The organism is Caballeronia sp. LjRoot34 (genome assembly GCF_964253815.1).
In the GTDB taxonomy this organism is placed as follows: domain Bacteria; phylum Pseudomonadota; class Gammaproteobacteria; order Burkholderiales; family Burkholderiaceae; genus Caballeronia.
Genome location: NZ_CAXUSB020000001.1, coordinates 4,224,474 through 4,244,643, shown reverse-complemented (window position 1 = coordinate 4,244,643; position 20,170 = coordinate 4,224,474). Strand labels below are relative to the sequence as shown.

Here is a 20,170-nt window from a genome sequence, read left to right as displayed (position 1 = left end):
TCAGCTATTGCCGCGGTCCGCGCCTTGCACGCGCGCAACCGTCAGGCCGCCGACCGTCATGTCATTCCCGCTGTCGCGGTCGCTCTCAGGACGCTCGACGTGCGGATGCGCGCCGCGGATGAACAACACCACGCACAGCGCGCACATCGCCCAAATGCTGAAAAAAATCGTCCAGGTGCTCATATCCTCTTCTCCCCCGAAACCGCGCGGCTGCATGGTAAGACGGCCGCAAAGTTTCATCGCTGATATGGCCGTACCAGTTCTTATCGGCACCAGGCAGCGATTACTTAGGGGTGGCTCAAGAAAAATTATCAAACGCGAAATCCTAGAGCACGTCCAGCCCACACGGCCATCCTCAATTACCCGTAATCCCTTGTTCCCAAAGGAATTTCTACCGATTTAATAAAGGTGCAACCCGTCTCGAAAAGTTGGTTGCACCTTTTTTATGAGCGGGTTACGATTCGGCCACTTTTCAAGCTATCGCCGGTCCGATTCCGGCAAGGAAGGATATATGGCGAGCACCACCCTGGGCGTTAAAGTCGACGATCTGCTGCGTACCCGTCTTAGAGACGCTGCCACGCGGCTCGAACGCACGCCGCACTGGCTCATCAAGCAAGCCATCTTCGCGTATCTCGAACGCATCGAACATGGACAGTTGCCACCTGAACTGTCCGGTGCAATCGGTTCGGCCGATACGCTGGAACCGTCTGCGCACGCCGACTCGGAAGAGGACGGCGCGCCGCATCCCTTTCTCGATTTCGCTCAGAACGTGCAACCGCAATCGGTGCTGCGCGCCGCGATCACGGCCGCGTACCGGCGGCCGGAACCGGAGTGCGTGCCGTTTCTGATCGGACAGGCGCGGTTGTCGGCCAACGTCGCCGCCGAAACGAATGCCATGGCGACGAAGCTCGTCGAAGCGCTGCGCAAGAAACAGACGGGCGGCGGCGTCGAAGGGCTGATCCATGAGTTTTCGCTGTCCAGCCAGGAAGGCGTCGCGCTGATGTGTCTCGCGGAAGCCTTGCTGCGCATTCCCGATCGCGCCACCCGCGACGCGCTGATCCGCGACAAGGTCAGCAAGGGCGACTGGCGCTCGCACATGGGCCAGGCGCCGTCGCTGTTCGTGAACGCGGCGACGTGGGGCCTGATGATCACCGGCAAGCTGGTGACGACGAATAGCGAAGCGGGGTTGTCGTCGGCGTTGACGCGTTTGATCGGGCGCGGCGGTGAACCGCTGATCCGCAAGGGCGTCGATATGGCCATGCGTCTGATGGGCGAGCAATTCGTCACGGGCGAGACGATTTCGGAAGCGCTGGCTAACAGCCGTAAGTTCGAGGCGCGCGGTTTCCGCTATTCCTACGACATGCTCGGCGAAGCAGCCACGACCGAAGAAGACGCGGTTCGCTATTACGCGTCGTACGAGCAGGCGATTCACGCGATTGGCAAGGCGGCCGGATCGCGGGGCATTTACGAAGGCCCGGGGATTTCCATCAAGCTGTCCGCGCTGCATCCGCGTTACTCGCGCTCGCAACAGGAACGCACGATGACCGAGTTGTTGCCGCGCGTGAAAGCGCTGGCGCTGCTCGCGCGCCGTTACGACATCGGCTTGAACATCGATGCGGAAGAAGCCGACCGGCTTGAAATTTCGCTCGATCTGCTCGAAGCGCTGTGCTTCGATCCGGAACTGGCCGGCTGGAACGGCATCGGTTTCGTGGTGCAGGCTTATCAAAAGCGCTGCCCGTTTGTTATCGATTATTTGATCGATCTGGCGCGTCGCAGCCGTCATCGGATCATGGTTCGGCTGGTTAAAGGCGCTTACTGGGATTCGGAAATCAAGCGCGCGCAAGTGGATGGCCTCGAAGGCTATCCGGTCTATACGCGCAAGATCTATACGGACATCTCGTACGTGGCCTGCGCGAAAAAACTGCTCAGCGCGCCCGATGCCGTTTATCCGCAATTCGCCACGCACAACGCGTTCACGCTGTCGGCTATTTATCACCTCGCCGGGGGGAACTATTACCCCGGGCAGTACGAGTTCCAGTGCCTGCACGGCATGGGCGAACCGCTGTACGAAGAAGTCACCGGACGCGACAAGCTCAACCGGCCGTGTCGCGTCTATGCGCCCGTTGGCACGCACGAAACGCTGCTCGCGTATCTCGTGCGCCGCTTGCTTGAGAACGGCGCGAATACGTCGTTTGTGAACCGTATCGCTGATAAAGCGATTCCGGTCAGCGAGCTCGTGCAGGACCCTATCGATGAAGCGTCCAAGCTCACGCCGCTCGGTCTGCCGCACGCAAAAATCGCGTTGCCGCGTCAGTTGTACGGCAACGAGCGCCTCAATTCGATGGGCTTCGATTTGTCGAATGAGCATCGGCTGGCGTCGTTGTCATCGGCGTTGCTGGCGAGCGCGAATCATCCGTGGCGCGCGGCTCCAATGCTCGAAGCCGCTGATGTGGTGGAAGGCGTCGCACGGGACGTTCGTAACCCCGCCGACTTGCGTGACCTGGTTGGAACCGTAGTTGAGGCTACATCCGAACAAGTTGCTCTCGCTCTGAGTAACGCCGTTGCCGCAGCGCCGATCTGGCAATCGACGCCCGTTGATGAACGTGCCGATTGCCTTGCTCGCGCAGCCGATCTGCTCGAAGCACAGATGCATACGCTGATGGGTCTCGTCGTGCGCGAAGCGGGTAAATCGCTGGCGAATGCGGTGTCGGAGATTCGTGAGGCTATCGATTTCCTGCGGTATTACTCGGCGCAGATCCGCAGCGAGTTTTCCAACGATACCCACCGTCCGCTCGGCCCCGTGGTTTGCATCAGCCCGTGGAACTTCCCGCTCGCGATCTTCATGGGACAAGTGGCCGCAGCACTCGCTGCCGGTAATCCGGTGCTCGCGAAACCGGCCGAACAGACGCCGCTGATCGCAGCGCAAGCCGTGCGCATCCTGCGCGAAGCCGGCGTGCCGCCGGGCGCGGTGCAATTGCTGCCGGGCAACGGTGAAACCGTGGGTGCGGCGCTGGTCGCCGATCCGCGCACGCGTGCCGTGATGTTCACCGGTTCGACGGAAGTCGCGCGCCTGATCAACAAGACCCTGTCCGAACGGCTCGACCCGGACGGCCGGCCGATTCCGCTGATTGCGGAGACGGGCGGACAGAACCCGATGATCGTCGATTCGTCGGCGCTGGCCGAGCAAGTGGTCGCGGACGTGCTGCAATCGTCCTTCGATTCCGCCGGTCAACGCTGTTCGGCGCTGCGCGTGTTGTGCCTGCAGGACGACATCGCGGATCGCACGCTCGAAATGCTCACCGGCGCGATGCGGCAACTCGCGATGGGCAATCCCGACCGCCTTTCCACCGATGTCGGCCCGGTGATCGATGCCGAAGCGAAGCAGAGCATCGACGCCCACATTGCCGCGATGCGCGAGAAGGGCCGCAACGTCGTGCAGTTGCCCATGCCCGATGGCTGCGCACAAGGCACATTCGTCCCGCCGACGCTGATCGAACTTGATTCCATCGACGAGTTGAAGCGCGAGGTCTTCGGTCCGGTACTTCACGTAGTGCGGTATCGCCGGGCGCATCTTGATAAACTGCTCGACCAAATCAAGGCGACGGGTTACGGGCTGACGCTGGGCATCCATACGCGTATCGATGAAACCATCGCGCACGTCGTCAGCCGGGCGCACGTGGGCAACATCTACGTGAACCGGAACGTGATTGGCGCGGTTGTCGGTGTGCAGCCGTTCGGCGGCGAAGGCTTGTCGGGCACGGGACCGAAAGCAGGCGGCGCGCTGTATTTGCAGCGGCTCCTCGCCAAGCGTCCGACGGGCTTGCCGAAATCGCTGGAAAGCGCGTTGATCGTGGATCAGACGGCTGCGAACGAAACGCCGGCTGCGCTGACCGCGTTGCGCGACTGGGCGATCGCCGAGCGCGATCCGCAAACGGCGGCACGTTGCGAAGGCCATCTGCAACACGTGATGGCCGGCGCGACCGCGGTTTTGGCCGGTCCGACCGGCGAGCGCAACACCTACACGCTCGGCGCACGCGGCACGGTGTTGTGCGTGGCATCGACGGCAAGCGGCGCGCGCGCGCAACTCGCCGCCGTGCTCGCCACGGGCAACAAAGCGCTGTTTTCCGGTGCGGCGGGTGAACAACTCGTAGCGGCGTTGCCGGCGTCGATCAAGGCGTATGCATCGACGAGCAAGAGCCAGGACGCGGCCTTCGATGCGGTTTTGTTCGAAGGCGACAGCGACGAATTGATGGCCTTGGTGAAGGACGTCGCGAAACGCCCGGGACCGATCGTCTCGGTGCAGGGCGTGCCGGCGGGAGCATTCGCCGACGACGCGCACGACGGCGAGCAGGAATATGCGCTCGAACGGTTGCTGACGGAACGCTCGGTGAGCGTGAACACGGCGGCCGCGGGCGGCAATGCGAATTTGATGACGATCGGCTGAGCTGTATTCAGCACGGCGGGTTGGCTCAAACAAACGGCAGCAGGCACGGCGATCCCGGCACACGCTGCCATCTACCAGAGAATCAGGAGAGTTATGGATTACACGATGAAGAAGCTGGCAGCAGCGATGTGTGTTGCTGGACTGTCGCTCGCGGCAACGGCTCAGGCGCAAACGGCTGAGGACGTGAAGGTAGGATTCGCCGGCCCGATGACCGGCGCGCAAGCGCACTACGGCAAGGATTTCCAGAATGGCGTGGTGCTCGCGGTTGAAGATTTCAACGCGACCAAGCCTGTGATCGGCGGCAAGCCTATTCGCATCGTGCTCGATTCCGCTGATGACCAGGCTGACCCGCGCACCGGCACGACGGTGGCTCAAAAACTTGTCGACGACAACGTCAAGGGCATGCTCGGTCACTTCAACTCGGGCACGACGATCCCCGCTTCGCGCATTTACGCGAACGCCGGCATTCCCGAAATCGCGATGGCGACCGCGCCGGAATACACGACGCAAGGTTACAAGACCGCGTTCCGCATGATGACTTCCGATACGCAGCAAGGATCGGTAGCCGGTGAGTTCGCGGTGAAGACGCTGAAGATGAAGAAGATTGCGATCGTCGATGACCGCACGGCTTATGGTCAGGGTCTCGCCGACCAGTTCGAGAAGGCTGCGAAGGCATCGGGCGCAACGATCGTGGATCGCGAATACGCGAACGACAAGGCTGTCGACTTCAAGGCCATTCTGACGAAGATCAAGTCGTTGAATCCGGACCTCGTGTACTACGGCGGCGCCGATTCTCAAGCTGGCCCGATGGTCAAGCAGATGAAGACGCTGGGCCTGCGCGCGCCGTTGATGGCGGGCGAAATGGTCAAGACCGATACGTTCCTGAAGATCGCCGGCAATGCGGCTGACGGCACGGTGGCATCGCTGGCTGGTTTGCCTCTCGATGAAATGCCGGGTGGCGCGGCTTACGTTACGAAGTACAAGGCGCGGTTTAACGAAGACGTGCAAACGTACTCGCCGTACGCGTACGACGGCGCAATGGCCATGTTCACGGCGATGAAGACCGCCAACTCGACGGACCCGGCAAAGTACCTGCCGGTGCTCGCTAAAACCGACATGCCGGGCGTGACGTCGAAGGCGCTCGCGTATGACTCGAAGGGCGATTTGAAGAACGGCGGGATCACGTTGTACAAGGTCGTCGACGGCAAGTGGACGACGCTGCAAAGCGTGGGCGGCAAGTAAGGTTCAGTTTGATGTTGTGAGGATGCGAAGTTATGAAAAGCCCCGTACGCGCTTCGCGCTGCGGGGCTTTTTCACAGTAGAGGAGCGTTCGAACGCTAGAATGTGTGCAGGTCTTTCAAGATCACAAGCGAATACACTGTCGCCATCGTCGTGCGAACCGGATCAACCACCAGATGTCATCCACAATTTTCCTGAGTCGCGTTGTGCTGCGGAACTACAAGAGCATTGCTGCTTGCGATGTGGCTTTGGGTCCGTTGACTTTCTTGGTGGGCGCGAATGGTTCTGGCAAAAGCAACTTTCTGGACGCGTTGCATTTAGTACGCGATGCGTTGACCGGTTCCCTGGACAACGCAATCAGCGAACGTGGTGGACTGAATGAAGTAAGAAGGCGTTCCGCCGGTCATCCGACGCATTTTGGAATTCGACTCGAGTTCACTTTGCGGGCGGGACAGAAAGGCAGATACGCGTTTGAAGTGGGGGCGTTGGCGAATGGGGCGTTCGAGATACGAAAAGAAGAGTGCGTTTTGGGTGAAATCGCCAAGGGACCTTTCTTCCGGTTAGAACACGGCAAACTGACTCACACAAGCGAAGCAACTTTCCCGGTCGTGAGCAGCGATAGATTAGCGTTGGTCGGTGCATCCGGACTTGAGGCATTCCGCCCAGTTTATGAAGGGCTCACGTCCATGGGGTTTTATAACTTGAACCCGAAGGTCATTCGTGAGCTGCAAAAGCCTCAAGATGGACGTTTGCTCAAGCCATCGGGAGAGAATATCGCAAGCGTCATTGGACATCTGGAACGCGCATCGCCGGCTTCAATGCAGCTCATTCAAGAGTATCTGCGTGCCGTCGTTCCAATGGTCCATGGCGTGGCGCGTGTTTCGGTTGGTCCGGCGGAATCGTTGGAATTTCGACAAGATATGGCAGGCGTCAAGCATCCGTGGCGCTTTCTAGCACACAACATGTCGGACGGCACCCTGCGAGCGCTCGGCGTACTAACCGCGTTATTCCAGAGGAACGTGGACTACGCACCGTCCCTGATCGGCATTGAAGAGCCGGAGACCGCGTTACATCCAGCTGCCGCGGCGGCTCTTCGCGAAGCATTAAAACGCGCTTCTGGACAGAGTCAGATTATCGTCACCAGCCATAGCCCGGATCTCCTCGATGATTTCGAAATTTCCGAGGACGCCATTCTTGCTGTCGCGTCCACGGCAGGACAGACGTACATCGCTCCTCTTGACGTAGCATCGAGAGAGACAATGAGGGAGCATCTTTTTTCAGCCGGCGAGTTGTTGCGCCTGAATCAATTGGGCCCCGATCCCACCATCGTCGAAAATCAGGCATCCAGGCAAGGACAGCCTGATCTTTTTGGCGAGGGCAATTGACATGACGCGCGTGGTCTCGATCGTCGAAGGGGACGGGGAAGTACAGGCATTACCGATCCTTCTGCGGCGACTAGGTAGTTGGCTCACGCCGGAAGCGTTCACCACCGTTGAACCGCCCATCCGGGTTCATCGGGATAAGTTCATTCGACGCGTCGATGAGTTCAATCGAATCCTCTTGCTTGCGGCAAAAAAGTGCACCGACAACGGCTGGATCTTGATTCTGCTCGATGCCGACGACGATTGCCCCGTTGAGATGGCGGAGGAGATTCGACGGAGGGCGCGCGAGGTCATACCTCACCGATGCGTTAGCGTCGTCCTTGCGAATCGGGAGTTCGAAGCGTGGTTCATGGCGGCCGCACGCTCGTTAGTCGGATGTCGGAATTTCAGTTGGGATTCGCCGGACGCAGCACCGGCCAACAGCGAAACCTTGAGAAACGCCAAAGGCTGGCTCGCCGATCGGATGGGCGGCCAGGGTTATCACGAAACCCTGGACCAACCTAAGTTCACAAGTGCTTTCGACATGGAGTTTGCTCACACGCGAAGCCGCTCCTTCAGAAAACTTTGCGAGGACTGGAGTGCTTGCGTTGCACAGGTTGGGCGGCAACCTGGTAAAGCGGTGTAGCGCCGTCACACGCATTGGTATTGTCGCGACGGAGCAAAGGAATGCTTCACACGGGAACGGTGCTATCGCTCCAGCCGGAAGTTGCCAGACACAACCTCCGGCCAGTCGCATTCATCCCGCGAAATCCTCTTCCCAGTATTCATTCTCCCGGCGTGCATCGCTGCCTCGCGCTTCTTCGGTTTTCCTTAGTTCTACGCGACGAATCTTGCCCGAGATGGTCTTCGGCAATTCATAGAACTCGATACGTCGAATGCGCTTGTACGCCGCCAGTTTCTGCGCGGCGAACTTCAGGATTTCACCGGCGGTTTCCTTCGTCGGTTCATATCCGTTGCGCAACGCGACGAACGCTTTCGGTACCGATAAACGCAGCGGATCCGGACTCGGAACCACCGCCGCTTCGCCCACCGCCGGATGTTCGATCAGCACGCTCTCCAGCTCGAACGGACTGATGCGGTAATCCGATGCCTTGAAGACATCGTCGGCGCGGCCTACGTAGGTAAAGTAACCGTCGTCGTCGATGGACGCCACATCGCCCGTACGATAATGACCGCCGCGCATCGCTTGCTGCGACTTCGATGGATCATCCACGTAACCGTCCATCAAACCCAGCGGCTTGGGGTCGAGGATCAACGCGAGTTCGCCTTCCTTGGCGGGGTTGTCGTCGTGATCGAGGAGCGTGGTGCGATAACCGGGCAACGGCCTGCCCATCGATCCCGGCTTCATCGGTTGACTCGGCGAATTCGCTATCAGCGCCGTGGTTTCGGTCTGGCCGAAACCATCGCGTAACGTGAGGTTCCAGGCTTTTTTCACGCGCTCGATAATCTCGGGATTCAACGGCTCACCCGCGCCGACAACCTCGCGCAAGTGCACCTTATACGCCGATAAATCCTCCTGGATCATCATGCGCCAGACGGTCGGCGGCGCGCACAGCGTGGTGATCTGGTGCTTGACGAGCGCCTCCAGCGTGGCCTTCGCGCTGAAGCGCGACGTGTTGTGGATGAAGACCGTCGCGCCCGCATTCCACGGGGCGAAGACACAACTCCACGCATGTTTTGCCCAGCCGGGCGAACTGATGTTGAGATGGACATCGCCGGGTTTCAGGCCGATCCAGTACATGGTCGACAAGTGCCCAACCGGATAGCTCTGATGGCTGTGCAGCACGAGCTTCGGGCGGCTCGTGGTACCGCTCGTGAAATACAGCAGCAGCGGATCGGTCGCGAGCGTCCTGCCTTCAGGCTCGAACGAGGGGCTTTCGTTGAAGGCATCGGCGAAATTCAGCCAGCCTTCGGGCAACGTAGCGCTCTGCGGAATGGCGACCGCTATGCGGGTTTTGGTTTTATCGATGGAATCGAACTTCGCGGTTTCACTCGATGCCACGATCATATGCTTCACTTCGCCGCGCGTCATGCGGTCGGCGATGTCCGCCGGCGTTAGCAACATGGTCGCGGGAATGGTGACGGCGCCGAGCTTCATCGCGGCGAGCATGGTTTCCCAAAGCGCCGGCTGATTTGGCAGCATCAGCAAGATCCGGTCGCCTCGCTCGACGCCTTGCTGCCTCAACCAGTTGGCCAACTGATTCGATCTCGCCGATAACTCCGCAAACGAGAGCTTCGTCTCGTCTCCGTTCTCCTCGACCACCCACAGCGCCGGATCGAGATTGTTGCGTGCGTATTCATCGAACCAGTCGAGTGCCCAGTTGAACTCCGTCAGTTCGGGCCACGCGAAGTCTTTGTACGCGGTGGCGTAGTCGTCGCGATGACGCAGCAGAAAGTCTCTTGCCTGCAGAAATGCTTGCGATGCCATGGTCTTGCGTCTCCTTGATTTTGTTCGCTTTCGCGTGAGCCTTGATCTGGCTCTTTTGTGAGTGTCCGTGGCCGTCACGGTGCGTGGCGGGCGGTCACTTCTGCCGCAACTTTTCCCCTTGTTGCCTTACCTGATCCAAGGTTGCCGCCGGGGTACTCGCATCTTTCGGAATCCTTATTTCTATCACTGACGGCAAATTTGTTTTCATCGCGCGCTCGAATGCGGGCATGAATTGCGCCGTCGATTCCACCCGTTCTCCATGCGCTCCGAATGCGCGCGCGTAGGCCACGAAGTCGGGGTTCGTGAGCGCCGTGCCGTGCACGCGGTTCGGATAGTGGCGTTCCTGATGCATGCGGATCGTGCCGTATTGCTGGTTGTTCACCACTACGAATATCACTGCGAGCTTGTACTGCATGGCCGTGGCCAACTCCTGGCTCGACATCATGAAACATCCGTCGCCCGCAAATGCGACCACGACCCGGTCCGGATACAGCGACTTCGCCGCGATCGCTGCGGGCACGCCATAACCCATCGCGCCGCTTGTCGGCGCGACCTGCGAGCGGAAATGCCGATACGCATAGTGCCGATGCAGCCACGTCGCATAATTTCCGGCACCGTTCGTCACGATGGCGTCGGCGGGAAGGTGTTCGCTGAGTTGTTCCATGATCTCGCCGAGCTGGACATCGCCGAGCATGGGCCGGGGCTTGCGCCACGCGAGATACGCGTCATGCGCTGCTTCAATAGCGCCGCTCCACGGGATGACCGCGGGCGGTTTGAGTGCCACGAGCGCTGACACCATCTCCGGCATGCCTGAAACGATCGGCAGATCCGCCGAATACACGCGCCCGAGTTCTTCCGCGCCTTGGTGCACGTGGATCAGCGTTTGTTTCGTCTTGGGGATATCGAGCAGCGTGTAACCGCCGGTTGTCGACTCGCCCATTCGGGGACCGAGGACCAGGAGCAAATCGGCATCGCGGATGCGTGCGGCGAGGGCGGGATTGATCCCGAGGCCGACATCGCCGGCATAGTTCGGATGGTTATTGTTCAGCGTGTCCTGGAACCGGAAGGCGCAGCCGACGGGCAATTGCCACGCCTCCACGAAACGCGCGAAATCCGCCGTGGCTTCGGGCGTCCAGCCGCTGCCGCCAGCAATGACAAAGGGTCTCTCCGATGCCGCGAGCATCTCGTTCAAACGCGCGATCTGCGAGGGTGCCGGCGAGGCTGCCACACGTTGATAACGCGGCGCACCGGGCACGGCCTCGCACGCGTCGCTCAGCACGTCTTCCGGCAACGCCAGCACGACGGGGCCTGGCCGGCCGGAGGTTGCGATGTGGAATGCATGGCTCAGATATTCGGGGATACGGCGTGGATCGTCGATTTGGGCGACCCACTTCGCCATTTGCCCGAACATGCGGCGGTAGTCGATTTCCTGGAAGGCCTCGCGGTCCATGTGTTCGCGTGCGCATTGGCCGATCAGCAGGATCATGGGCGTGGAATCCTGGAATGCCGTGTGGACGCCGATGGAGGCATGCGTGGCGCCTGGGCCGCGGGTGACTAGTGCCACGCCGGGGCGCCCGGTCAGTTTGCCGATCGCTTCCGCCATGTTTGCCGCTGCGGCTTCGTGGCGGCAGACGATGGTCTGGATGCGGCTGGTTTCGTCGTGGAGGGAATCGAGGATGGCGAGGAAGCTTTCACCGGGAACGCAGAAGACGCGTTCAACGCCGTGGGTCAGGAGTGCATCGACGACCAGGCGAGCGCCGGTGGTCGGAGGGGTATTGGGGGACGAGACAGCAGATGTCATGCGATGAAATCTCCCGGAAGGTTTCGCGCGGACGGCGATGGGCATTGGATTTCATAGCTTACGCTTGAGCGGGGCGCCGGCGCTAGGGAGGGGTTTCGCTGGTTCTGTTCTGGCTACGATTTTTCGAGGGATATGGACGGAGCGGGCGCATATTGATGGTCGGTTCTCCGCGGATAGCGCGGGGTGAACCTTGGGCAGGTTCAATCACTGGTGGCGAAGCGTGTGGGTATCGGTGTTCGGAGAAGGAGGGTTTCACACATCGGTGGCTCTGGCGAGCACCGTGCTTTTGGGGCACCTATGAATGAAAACTGCACGCTGTGGACACTTAGGGTAGCGCGGTTTGAAAGCGTTTTCTTTGCTTCGTTTCTTTGTCGCTTTGGACAAAGAAATGACGTGCCGCCACGCACAGTGGCTAATAGTGATAAAGAGAAAATCCGACTCTCGCAGACCGCTAACACTGAAAGCAGCAACCGGGCATTGACCCCGACCGCTAACACCGAAAGCACCAACCCGGCACCGACCCCGACCACTAACGCCAAAAGCACCACCCCGGCATAGACCCCAACCACCGCCCCAAAACCCCGCTCGGCCCAAAACCCCGTCCACCGGTGCGAACAAACTAACACTCGACGATATTCACCGCCAACCCACCCCGCGACGTCTCCTTATATTTGGTTTTCATATCGGCCCCGGTTTGCATCATCGTTTTGATAACGGAATCGAGCGACACGTAATGACTGCCATCCCCGCGCATTGCCATGCGCGCAGCGTTCACCGCTTTCATCGACCCCATTGCATTACGTTCGATGCACGGAATCTGCACCATCCCGCCAACCGGATCGCAGGTCAGCCCGAGGTTATGCTCCATCCCAATCTCGGCAGCGTTCTCGACCTGCGTCGCCGTTCCGCCCATGACCGCCGCCAACCCGGCCGCCGCCATCGAACACGCAACCCCTACTTCGCCCTGACACCCGACCTCGGCACCCGAAATGGAAGCGTTCATCTTGTACAGAATCCCGATAGCCGCCGCTGTCAGCAAGAAATCAATCACGCCCTGCGCATTCGACCCAGGCATGAACCTATCGTAGTAATGCAGCACCGCCGGAATAATCCCGGCCGCGCCATTGGTCGGCGCCGTCACCACGCGCCCGCCCACTGCGTTTTCCTCATTCACCGCAATGGCGTAAAGATTGATCCAGTCGATCATGGAAAGCGGATCGCGCAACGCCTGCTCTGGCTTATCAACCAGCGCCCGATACAACACCGGCGCGCGCCGCTTCACCTGGAAAGGACCGGGCAGGCAACCATCGGCGTCGGGGTTATCGATTCCGCAACCGCGCTTCACGCACGATTGCATCACGTCCCAAATGCGCAGCAATCCCGAACGAATCTCGTCTTCGCTACGCCACACGCGCTCGTTTTCCCACATCAATTGCGCCACGGATTTCCCCGTTTCACGGCACAGCGCAAGCAATTCATCGCCGGACTGGAACGCGTACGGCAACTGTTCAATAGCGGTCAGCACCTTCACATTCGATGCCCCCGCCGTCACCACAAAACCGCCGCCGACCGAGAGATAGGTCGAGTCGCGCAATGACACGCCGTTGGCATCGAAGGCGTGGAGTTTCATGCCGTTCGGATGCTCAGCCAGCGCCTGCCGCAGAAAAACAATGTGTTCCTTCAACACAAACGGAATCTCATGACGACCCAGCAGCAGGAGCTTTTTCGTCGCGCGGACGGTCTCAAGACGCGTGCTGATCGTGCCGGCATCCACCGTATCCGGCGCATCGCCCATCAAGCCGAGCATCACGCCGCGATCCGTACCGTGACCCTTGCCGGTTGCGCCGAGCGAGCCGTACAACTCGCATTTCACGGTCGCCGTGGCGTCCAGCAGCCCATCGCGTTCGAGCCCTTGCACGAACATCAGGGCGGCGCGCATCGGCCCGACCGTATGCGAACTCGACGGACCGATGCCGATTTTGAAAAGATCGAAAACGCTGACTGCCATGACTGCTCCTGCAAAGGTCGTGCTAAAAAATCATCGTGCCGGCAACGGCAAACAAACCGCGAGCCAGGCCGGCGGCGTAGGCGCCAGGCGCAGCGAAATGGGCGTGTAACGCCCGTCGAGCCGCGCCGATAGATGAAACAATTCGGCCGCGTGTTTCGGATCCCACGTACCCGAATAACCGGGCAGGCCGGCCTCGCGGCGGGTGGCATCGAAGGGCACGCTCGAACGAACAAATTCCTCGTGGGTGCGCGTGCCGAGCGCATAGGGCGTGAGCCAGTTCAGCGCGGCGGCGAGGGTCGCACCCGACTGCGCGCGCTCGCTCAGCCAGTTGCGGTTATGACGACGCGCGGCGAGCGCGGCCGTGACCAGCGGCTGCAGGTCGTAAGTGACGTAATGCAGCGCGTCGCGTTCGGCGAAATCGACGGTCGAACCGTCCGGCGCAATGTTGTCCCCAATATGCTCCACATACAGACGCTGCGCCGCGTTAATCAACTTGCGGTCATCGATAGTGAACGCGCCCATCGCGATCAACTTGATCCGGTGACTCTGCCAGTTGTTTCGATACGTGCCGGTCAATGGACGCTTTTGTTTATCGATATCCGCTACATATCCCGTCACCATCTTCGCGATGAACGCATTCGACGCATTCCGCGTTTTTACCGGCAATGCGCTCGCGGTCAGGTCGTAGGCGAGGATCAGCGACTCGAAATTCGTTTCATCGATAGGATTAAAACTCGGCTGATACGTCGTGACCCACGCGAATAAAAACCGGTCGACAAGACGCAAATACGCTTCGTTGCCGGTCGCGCGCCACGCAAGCGCGGCATCGCGCATCAAGTCGAGATCCTTCTCCGCTTCTTCGCTTTCGTCGCGAATGCCCTGATGCGGCAACGTGCCTTCTGTATGAAGCGTCGCCCGCGCTTTTGGCTGGTCGTTCAGCCGCGACTGCACCATTTTTACCAGTGCTTTCACACCCGGATCGGCGTTCGTGCGCTCACTGTTCTGCATCGCGGGCGCAGCGCAAAAATTCATTGCGGCGAACGCGCTCTGTGCGGTCAATGCCGTTGCTGCAAGGGCCGCGATCATCGCCGGAATACGCCACGTTTTACTCACCACTCGCACCTGTCGCGCCATGCAAAACTCCCTGATTGGCTTGGTTCGGGTGAGATGGTATCTGGTGTTGCGTGACTCCGGCAAAACTGTCCGGCTATCAGGAAAGCCGGACAGTTGAAACGCGCGCTTATTTAGCGTCCATTCATTCGCCGTATTCGGACAACGGAATGCACGAACAGAACAGATTGCGGTCGCCGTAGGCGTTGTCGGCGCGGCCAACCGGCGGCCAGTACTTGCGCGCGATCAAAGACGTCAGCGGATACGCCGCCGTTTCACGCGAGTAGGCGTGGCTCCAGTCATCGGCGACAACAACCGCTGCCGTATGCGGTGCGTGCTTCAGCGGATTATCTTCGCGATCCGATTTGCCTTCCTCCACCGCGCGAATTTCATCGCGAATGGCGATCATTGCATCGATAAACCGATCCAGTTCCTCCTTGGATTCCGATTCCGTCGGCTCGACCATCAGCGTGCCCGGTACCGGGAAGCTCATGGTCGGTGCGTGGAAACCGTAATCGATCAGGCGTTTCGCGACGTCATCGACGGAAATGCCGCTGGTTTCTTTCAGTGGACGCAGATCGAGAATGCATTCGTGCGCGACCAGACCACCCGCGCCGCTGTACAGCACGGGGTAATGGGGCGCGAGCCGCTTCGCCACATAGTTCGCCGCGAGAATCGCGCTTTCGGTGGCGTTCGTGAGGCCTTGTGCACCCATCATCGCGATGTACATCCACGAGATCGGCAGGATGGCGGCTGAGCCATAAGGCGCCGACGATACCGCCCCAATCCCGGCTGCATCACGTTGGTAGCCAGTCGAATGCTGATTCGGCAAGAACTTGGCCAAATGCGCGCCGACCGCGACCGGACCCACGCCCGGTCCGCCGCCGCCATGCGGAATGCAGAAGGTCTTGTGCAGGTTCAGGTGCGAGACATCGCCGCCGAACTGGCCCGGCGCGGTGAGGCCGACCATTGCGTTCATGTTCGCGCCATCGACGTAAACCTGACCGCCATGCGCGTGCACGATCTCGCAGATTTCGCGCACGTTCGCTTCGAACACGCCGTGCGTGGACGGATACGTGATCATGATCGCCGCCAAATTCGCAGCGTGCTTTTCGGCTTTCGCCTTCAAGTCGGCGATATCGACATTGCCTTGTTCATCGCACGCAACGACCACAACCTGCATGCCGGCCATTTGCGCCGATGCCGGGTTCGTACCGTGCGCCGACGACGGAATCAGACAAATGTTCCGATGTCCTTCGCCACGCGATTCGTGATACGCGTGGATGATCAGCAAGCCGGCGTACTCGCCTTGCGAGCCAGCGTTAGGTTGCAGCGATACAGCCGCGTAACCGGTACACGCAACCAGCATTTGCTCGAGCTGATCGATCATCGTGCGATAACCCACCGTTTGTTCAGCCGGCGCGAACGGATGGATCTGTGCGAATTCGGGCCACGTCACGGGCAGCATTTCAGACGTCGCGTTCAGCTTCATCGTGCACGAACCGAGCGGGATCATCGTGCGGTCGAGCGCGAGATCCTTATCCGCCAGACTGCGCAGGTAGCGCAGCATTTCATGCTCGGAGTGGTGACGGTTGAACACCGGATGCGTGAGGTATTCGCTCGTGCGTTCGAGTGCTTTCGGCAGCGAGACTTTTGCGTCTGCATCGAGTGCGTCGATATCGAACGTTTCCGTCTTGCCTGCCACTTCGGCGAACAACGCGAAGAGCTTCAGGAGGTCGTCGCGCGTGGTGGTTTCATCGACGGAAACGCCTACGTGCGTTGTATCGATATGGCGCAGGTTCACATGCACCGCCGACGCCGCCTGATGCAGCGCCGTGGTATTCGTGCCGCTGACGATGGTGACGGTATCGAAGAAGGTCTCGTTGGCGAGCGTGTAGCCGAGTTTTTGCACGCCGGCCGCGAAGATCGACGCCACGCGATTCACGCGCAACGCGATGGTTTTCAGGCCCTGCGGCCCGTGATACACGGCGTACATGCTGGCCATGATCGCGAGCAACGCCTGCGCCGTACATACATTCGATGTCGCCTTTTCGCGGCGGATATGTTGCTCACGGGTTTGCAGCGCGAGACGCAGCGCGTGCTTGCCTTGGGCATCGACGGTCACGCCGACCAGACGGCCCGGCATTTGCCGCTTGAAGTCATCGCGTACGGCCATGTACGCCGCGTGCGGACCGCCGAAACCGACCGGCACGCCAAAGCGCTGCGTATTACCGATAGCCACGTCCGCGCCCCATTCGCCCGGCGGCGTAAGCAGCGTGAGCGCGAGCAAGTCGGCGGCGGCGATTACAAAACCACCGGCGGCGTGCACCGCTTCAGTCAACGCGCGATAGTCATGCACATCGCCATTCGCGCCCGGGTATTGCAACAGCACGCCGAATGCGTTGGCCGTGGCGGCATCGGCGGCAGGACCGACTTTCACTTCAATGCCAGCCGGTTTTGCGCGCGTGCGCACGACTTCGATAGTCTGCGGCAGCACGTCGTCGGCGACATAAAACAGGTTCGATTTCGGCTTGCCCGCACGTTGCAGCAGCGTCATGGCTTCGGCGGCGGCGGTGGCTTCATCAAGCAATGATGCGTTCGAAATCGCGAGACCCGTCAGGTCGACAATCATCTGCTGGAAATTGAGCAACGCTTCCAGGCGCCCTTGCGAAATCTCCGGCTGATACGGCGTGTAAGCCGTGTACCACGCCGGGTTTTCAAGTACGTTGCGCAGGATCACCGCCGGCGTGTGCGTGCCGTAATAACCCTGGCCAATATAGTTCCTGAACACCAGGTTCTGATCCGCGAGTTTCCTCAACGACGCCAGCGCTTCCGCTTCGCTTTTCGGCTGCGTGAACGCGCCGAGCGGCAGCGTTTCGTGACGTCGAATGGCCGTAGGAATCACCGCGTCGATGAACGCCGCGCGCGACGCGAAACCAAGCGCTTCGAGCATGGCGTGCTGGTCGGCCGCATCCGGGCCAATGTGCCGCTGGGCGAACGCATCGTGGCATTCGAGCGCGGCGAGGGACAAGGATGAGCGATTCATCAGACGGTCCGGGTGTTCGAGCTTCATGAGAATTCCTGCTGGTGCGGCGGCTTTTTATAAAAAGCACGCCGCACGATCGTTGAAAAGTTTTACTCGCCGATCGAGGCGCCGTATGCACCGGCATCGATCAACCGATCTGTCTTGGCGTCGGCGGCGGGCTTGATCTTGAAGAGCCAGCTTTCGTACGGCGTGCCGTTGATCTGGTCCGGCGTGCTGGTCAGCGCATCATTCGCGCCGACGATTTCGCCGGCCACGGGCGCGTAGATATCGGATGCTGCTTTCACCGATTCGATCACCGCGATGGCGTCGCCGGCGGCAACGGTTTTACCCACCGGCGGCAATTCGATGAACACGACGTCGCCCAGTGCTTCCTGTGCGTGATCCGTAATACCGATGGTCAGCGTGCCGTCGGATTCGGTGCGCACCCATTCGTGCGATTCGGTGTATTTGAGGTCGGCCGGGATGCTCATGCGGATGCTCCAGTTGTCTTGAGAGTGGGACGTGCGCCGCGTTTTCAGCAGGCGCTTGCGGGCTGTTTAAAGCGACGCCAAAACCTTGCCGTTGCGCACGAAAGGCAGTTTTACCACGCTTGCCGGCAGTTGTTTGTCGCGGATGACGACATGCACTTTGTCGCCCGGTTTCACGCTCGCCGGCACCCGGGCGAACGCGATGGATTCCTGCATCGACGGCGAGAAAGTGCCGCTCGTGATCTCGCCTTCGCCGTCGGCCGTGACGACTTTTTGGTGGGCACGAAGCACGCCGCCGGCGCGGCCGTTTTCCTTCTGCAGAATCAAGCCGACAAAGCGTGCCTTCGATCCATTTTTTTCCAGCGCCGCACGGCCGACGAATGCGCGATTTGCATCGTTCAAGTCGACGGTCCAGGCGAGGCCGGCGTCGAGTGGCGAAACCGTGTCGTCCATGTCCTGGCCGTAGAGGTTCATGCCGGCTTCGAGACGCAGCGTGTCGCGTGCACCGAGGCCGGCAGGTTTAACGCCCTGCGCAATCAATGCGTTCCAGAACGCGACCACTTGCGTAGCGGGGACCACGATTTCGAAACCGTCCTCGCCGGTGTAGCCGGTGCGCGCGAGCATGATGTCGCCGAACGAGCTGACCGGGAATTGCACGGCGTTGAAGGGTTTGAGTTCTGCGGTGGCGTCGCGCGTTTCCGGCAGAACTTGCCAGACTTTTTCGCGTGCGTTCGGTCCTTGCACGGCGACGATCGCGAAATCGCGGCGCGGCGTGATGGTCAGTCCAAAACCGCCTTCGGCATTCAGATGGCCAAACCATGCGATGTCTTTCTCAGCCGTGCCGGCGTTCACGACGACGCGATAGTTGTCATCGGCGAAGTAATAGACGATCAGGTCATCGATCACGCCGCCTTCCGGGTTCAGCAGGCACGAATACAGCGCCTTGCCGGGAACGGTCAGTTTGTCGACGTTGTTGGCGATGGCGTACTTGAAGAACTCGCGGGCTTTGTCGCCGGTGAAATCGACGACGCGCATGTGCGACACGTCGAACATGCCGGCGTCGGTGCGCACCGCGTGGTGTTCGTCGATCTGCGAACCGTAATTGACGGGCATGTCCCAGCCGCCGAAATCGACCATGCGTGCGTTGAGCACAAGGTGCGTGGCGTGCAAAGGCGTGTGTTGAAGATCAGACATGGAGCGGGCCTCGGGCGTGCGCGAAAACAAAAAAAGGCCATGCGTTGAACCCGCTCGGGGTTTCGGCCTTCGCTGCTGCATTGAATAACGCCAATGCAACATGCAAAGCCCAAACCGCGTAGCGATCCGGTACATGACCCCTCTGTCCTCGGTACCTGAGAGATTGCACGCCGTCCGCCAATGATCCGACGTTCAACGCGCGCCCCTTCGGTGGGCATCTGGCTGGTACTTCTTTGTTAGCCGATGCCGCTCTCCAGAGTTCGACTTTCCGTTTTTGGCGCCCAATTCAAGGCGCAGTTCATATACGGAACTTCGACGCGGCCGGTCCTTTTGCCTGAGAGTTTGTGGGTGTGCCCCTTCGGCGGCGCTTGCTTCGTTTTAAGTCGTTCTCGATGCGAACAACCGAAGCCAGCGCGCTCTCCCGACGCGTGCGGCGAATTTACGCGACCGAATTCAGCTTGTCAAACGGGAGAGGCCGACGCGGCGGCTCTTGATCCTTTCCGAGCCCTGGATCGACGCGCTTTTCTGGAGGTAGCGGAGATGTTGCTGGGGATTCAGCTCAATGCGGGGCATCAATGAGAATAAGAAAGCCAAGCCGAACGACGGATACCCGCACAAGGGCCTGTCGTTCGGCGCATAAAACCGCGGTGCTTACCGAATCGCGTGCTGCAAACCGTCCAGCTCCCCGTTCAGCGTGTGCTGTTCTTCACCCGACAAACCCCCGCCGTGCTGGGAAGCCATGTCACGCGCTTCCTGACGCACTGCATCCAGCCGATGATGGAACGCATCGCCTTGTGGCGGCGGATAAAAGCCCTGGCTTACGCGCTGATCGACGTGATGCCAAAGCGCGTTGATGCGACCGTTGACCTGATCCATCCGATGAACCGCTTCCATGTGCGGATCGGGGCGTACAGGCGTTTCCTGAACGACATTGACTTGCCGCGCCGGTTCGACGACACACGCCGCCAGCGATCCCGCGAGCGCCACGCCAATCAGCGCACGGGTAAAACCTGCTTTAAGCGTCAGCATTGAAGTTCTCCTTCTTTTGGTT

General features: G+C 60.2%; 13 protein-coding genes and 2 riboswitches. Of the genes, 4 read left to right on the top strand and 9 right to left on the bottom strand.

The features are described from left to right. The gene (locus ACSQ36_RS19125) at positions 1-183 is read right to left on the bottom strand and encodes a hypothetical protein (protein ID WP_213765142.1); all 183 of its coding nucleotides are present in this window, start codon (positions 181-183) and stop codon (positions 1-3) included. Between the two features lie 328 nt (positions 184-511). Here ACSQ36_RS19125 and putA point away from each other — a divergent pair, with 328 nt between their 5' ends. The 4 genes from putA to ACSQ36_RS19105 all read left to right on the top strand — a co-directional run bounded on the left by putA (position 512) and on the right by ACSQ36_RS19105 (position 7,690). After that, on the top strand, positions 512-4,444 hold the full coding sequence (putA, locus tag ACSQ36_RS19120) for a trifunctional transcriptional regulator/proline dehydrogenase/L-glutamate gamma-semialdehyde dehydrogenase (protein WP_436183016.1): 3,933 nt from the start codon (positions 512-514) through the stop codon (positions 4,442-4,444). 93 nt (positions 4,445-4,537) lie between these two features. Next, positions 4,538-5,686 carry a branched-chain amino acid ABC transporter substrate-binding protein gene (locus ACSQ36_RS19115; protein WP_213765008.1) on the top strand — a complete coding sequence of 383 codons (1,149 nt, stop codon included), beginning with the start codon at positions 4,538-4,540 and terminating at the stop codon, positions 5,684-5,686. Between the two features lie 173 nt (positions 5,687-5,859). Further along, the gene (locus tag ACSQ36_RS19110) at positions 5,860-7,068 is read left to right on the top strand and encodes an AAA family ATPase (RefSeq protein ID WP_436183015.1); all 1,209 of its coding nucleotides are present in this window, start codon (positions 5,860-5,862) and stop codon (positions 7,066-7,068) included. A gap of 1 nt (position 7,069) precedes the next feature. Beyond that, the gene (locus ACSQ36_RS19105) at positions 7,070-7,690 is read left to right on the top strand and encodes a DUF4276 family protein (protein ID WP_436183014.1); all 621 of its coding nucleotides are present in this window, start codon (positions 7,070-7,072) and stop codon (positions 7,688-7,690) included. A 111-nt stretch (positions 7,691-7,801) separates the two neighbouring features. Here ACSQ36_RS19105 and ACSQ36_RS19100 read toward each other — a convergent pair whose 3' ends face one another. From ACSQ36_RS19100 to ACSQ36_RS19065, 8 genes are all read right to left on the bottom strand, one after another. Next, entirely contained in the window at positions 7,802-9,493 is a 1,692-nt protein-coding gene (locus ACSQ36_RS19100) for an AMP-binding protein (RefSeq protein ID WP_436183013.1), read from the bottom strand. A 94-nt stretch (positions 9,494-9,587) separates the two neighbouring features. Then, complete coding sequence (locus ACSQ36_RS19095; RefSeq protein WP_436183012.1) at positions 9,588-11,294, bottom strand: thiamine pyrophosphate-binding protein; 1,707 nt, start codon at positions 11,292-11,294, stop codon at positions 9,588-9,590. Positions 11,295-11,913: 619 nt separating this feature from the next. After that, the gene (locus tag ACSQ36_RS19090; protein WP_436183011.1) at positions 11,914-13,302 is read right to left on the bottom strand and encodes an L-serine ammonia-lyase; all 1,389 of its coding nucleotides are present in this window, start codon (positions 13,300-13,302) and stop codon (positions 11,914-11,916) included. Between the two features lie 30 nt (positions 13,303-13,332). After that, entirely contained in the window at positions 13,333-14,436 is a 1,104-nt protein-coding gene (locus tag ACSQ36_RS19085) for an alginate lyase family protein (protein WP_213765002.1), read from the bottom strand. A 121-nt stretch (positions 14,437-14,557) separates the two neighbouring features. Then, positions 14,558-17,485: an aminomethyl-transferring glycine dehydrogenase gene (gene gcvP, locus ACSQ36_RS19080; protein WP_436183010.1), complete on the bottom strand. Its 2,928-nt coding sequence runs from the start codon at positions 17,483-17,485 to the stop codon at positions 14,558-14,560. Between the two features lie 62 nt (positions 17,486-17,547). Further along, positions 17,548-17,928 (bottom strand): glycine cleavage system protein GcvH, encoded by a 381-nt coding sequence (gcvH, locus tag ACSQ36_RS19075; protein WP_213765000.1) that lies wholly within the window; start codon positions 17,926-17,928, stop codon positions 17,548-17,550. 66 nt (positions 17,929-17,994) lie between these two features. Beyond that, the gene (gcvT, locus tag ACSQ36_RS19070) at positions 17,995-19,119 is read right to left on the bottom strand and encodes a glycine cleavage system aminomethyltransferase GcvT (protein ID WP_436183009.1); all 1,125 of its coding nucleotides are present in this window, start codon (positions 19,117-19,119) and stop codon (positions 17,995-17,997) included. Between the two features lie 132 nt (positions 19,120-19,251). After that, a riboswitch (glycine riboswitch) is annotated at positions 19,252-19,386 on the bottom strand. A 45-nt stretch (positions 19,387-19,431) separates the two neighbouring features. After that, a riboswitch (glycine riboswitch) is annotated at positions 19,432-19,553 on the bottom strand. 217 nt (positions 19,554-19,770) lie between these two features. After that, on the bottom strand, positions 19,771-20,148 hold the full coding sequence (locus ACSQ36_RS19065; RefSeq protein ID WP_213764998.1) for a hypothetical protein: 378 nt from the start codon (positions 20,146-20,148) through the stop codon (positions 19,771-19,773). Positions 20,149-20,170: the final 22 nt, after the last annotated feature.

Excerpts from the sequence above, each read along its gene's own strand:
- ACSQ36_RS19090 (WP_436183011.1), bottom strand. The coding sequence starts at position 13,302 with ATGGCAGTCAGCGTTTTCGATCTTTTCAAAATCGGCATCGGTCCGTCG.
- ACSQ36_RS19115 (WP_213765008.1), top strand. The coding sequence starts at position 4,538 with ATGGATTACACGATGAAGAAGCTGGCAGCAGCGATGTGTGTTGCTGGA.
- gcvP (WP_436183010.1), bottom strand. The coding sequence starts at position 17,485 with ATGAAGCTCGAACACCCGGACCGTCTGATGAATCGCTCATCCTTGTCC.
- gcvH (WP_213765000.1), bottom strand. The coding sequence starts at position 17,928 with ATGAGCATCCCGGCCGACCTCAAATACACCGAATCGCACGAATGGGTG.
- ACSQ36_RS19125 (WP_213765142.1), bottom strand. The coding sequence starts at position 183 with ATGAGCACCTGGACGATTTTTTTCAGCATTTGGGCGATGTGCGCGCTG.
- ACSQ36_RS19095 (WP_436183012.1), bottom strand. The coding sequence starts at position 11,294 with ATGACATCTGCTGTCTCGTCCCCCAATACCCCTCCGACCACCGGCGCT.
- ACSQ36_RS19100 (WP_436183013.1), bottom strand. The coding sequence starts at position 9,493 with ATGGCATCGCAAGCATTTCTGCAGGCAAGAGACTTTCTGCTGCGTCAT.
- ACSQ36_RS19105 (WP_436183014.1), top strand. The coding sequence starts at position 7,070 with ATGACGCGCGTGGTCTCGATCGTCGAAGGGGACGGGGAAGTACAGGCA.
- ACSQ36_RS19065 (WP_213764998.1), bottom strand. The coding sequence starts at position 20,148 with ATGCTGACGCTTAAAGCAGGTTTTACCCGTGCGCTGATTGGCGTGGCG.
- ACSQ36_RS19110 (WP_436183015.1), top strand. The coding sequence starts at position 5,860 with ATGTCATCCACAATTTTCCTGAGTCGCGTTGTGCTGCGGAACTACAAG.
- ACSQ36_RS19085 (WP_213765002.1), bottom strand. The coding sequence starts at position 14,436 with ATGGCGCGACAGGTGCGAGTGGTGAGTAAAACGTGGCGTATTCCGGCG.
- putA (WP_436183016.1), top strand. The coding sequence starts at position 512 with ATGGCGAGCACCACCCTGGGCGTTAAAGTCGACGATCTGCTGCGTACC.
- gcvT (WP_436183009.1), bottom strand. The coding sequence starts at position 19,119 with ATGTCTGATCTTCAACACACGCCTTTGCACGCCACGCACCTTGTGCTC.